At 21.4% G+C, this 1,763-nt stretch carries 2 protein-coding genes; both read right to left on the reverse strand.

Going from position 1 to position 1,763, the window contains the following annotated elements; translation table 11 throughout:
• On the reverse strand, positions 1–229 hold a 229-nt coding region (locus tag RI76_RS00270; RefSeq protein WP_036343361.1), incomplete at its 3' end, for a hypothetical protein.
• Positions 230–1,510, reverse strand: coding sequence for a hypothetical protein (locus tag RI76_RS00275; protein ID WP_017192117.1), 1,281 nt, complete (start codon positions 1,508–1,510; stop codon positions 230–232).
• Positions 1,511–1,763: the final 253 nt, after the last annotated feature.

Raw genomic sequence — 1,763 nt, forward strand, 5'->3', positions numbered from 1 at the left:
ATTGATATTTAAGATGTTGCAAATCAAAAGGTAAAAATTTTAAAGTTTTATTAATAGATAATTTTTGACAACTTTTAGAAAATTGAAATAGACGCTTACCTGTTAAATAATTTTTCTTTTGTAAAATCATTTTTTTAATTTCTTTATCATTGCCGACATACTCAGCATATTTAGTCACATATTTAAAAATAATAGAAGAACTATCTTCTTTACAAACACTTTGTTTCAATTAACATTCATTTATTTCTAATTTAATTTTTGCATTACTTTTAAAAACTTGTAAATTTTGAGAACGAGGATTTAATCTTTTTAAATTAGATAAACCTTTGTCATTATTAACAATATCAGCCCATAATTTAAAAACATTAGGAATAATTAAATTTTTACTTTTAACTTTTTTCCAACCATTCTTATTATTATATCTATGTTGATGTTTCTCGTAATATGTTTTATTTTCTAAAAATTCTGAATTATTTATTAAACCTTTTTTTTGACACATCATTTCATTAGTAAAACCAAAAATTTTTAATAAATCAATATTAAACATAATATGAAAATGCCATACATTCCTATTATTTTTAGTTTGTATTTGTGAAGCAATAAAATATTTAAATTCTTTTAAAAATTCAATAATTTTATCTTTTTTAAAGCCTTTTTGATGTAAAATTTGTCTATATTCATAACGTAATTTATTAATAAATTTTTTTACTAATTGATGCGTTTGATCATAATTTTTAACCTCTTTTGATAAAGAACCGTTAGCATTATGATGCGGCAAAGTAAGTGTTAACCAACTAATCTTTTGTTCCTCGGCGAAATTATAAATAGCTTTAAAACGAGCATTTGTTTTAGATTGTTTCAGATTTCTTTTAATATCTTCTATTTTACTTGCTAAATTAAAAGAAGGGTTTAAAAAAGAATTGTCATTTTTATCATTATCAATGATAAAACAAGTATCTTCATAAAATTTTTGTAATTTTTTATCATCATTAAATAACTGTTTTAAAACATTTTTAGGTAAAATAATATTTTTGTCTAAATATGTTTTTTCTAAAAAAATTAATATTTCTTGTTTATTTCTCATTTGAAATTGTTTTTTAGCTTGGGAATATAATAAAGCAAGCTGATCATTATCAACATTATTAACATATTTACGTAAATCATGATCATAATAAGTAGTTATTTTATTAATTCCCTTTAAATTTAATTCATAATTAATAAAAGCCGCTTTTGTTTCATATAAATTTTTAATTCTATTTTCTTGCATACCTGATAAAAGACGGTATAAATGCAAACTAAAAAATTTTGAAAAACAACCTGTACCATAATCAGTAGTTTTGAAAAAAAATAAATTATTCTCATAATGTTTGATAATTTGTTCTTTTTCAAAATTACTCAAAAATTTATTATTAATAAATTTTTCATTAATTAAATCAAACGTTTTCTGAGCATGAAAAGACAATTTAACATCTTTTTTATTCATAGTGTAATCGTTTAAATTTAATAACATTTTTATACTCCTTATAATTTATATTTATAAAAAATTCAATATTAACATGTATAAAGTCGCTACGAATAAAATCAATTATATTAAAGTTTGAAAGTCTACGTACTGCTGCGCGAGCTGTCATTAAGCTCTCTCTAAACCTTTTCTTTAAAAAAAATTTAAAGAAAAGGTTTAGTAGATACTTTACGATTATAGTCAATCATGTCAGATTTTGAAAGTTCACGCGAGGGTAAAGGTAGCTTAGCTTAAAACTTGA

Origin of the sequence: Milkweed yellows phytoplasma str. MW1 (genome assembly GCF_000309485.1) — a bacterium.
In the GTDB taxonomy this organism is placed as follows: Bacteria; Bacillota_I; Bacilli_A; order Acholeplasmatales; family Acholeplasmataceae; genus Phytoplasma.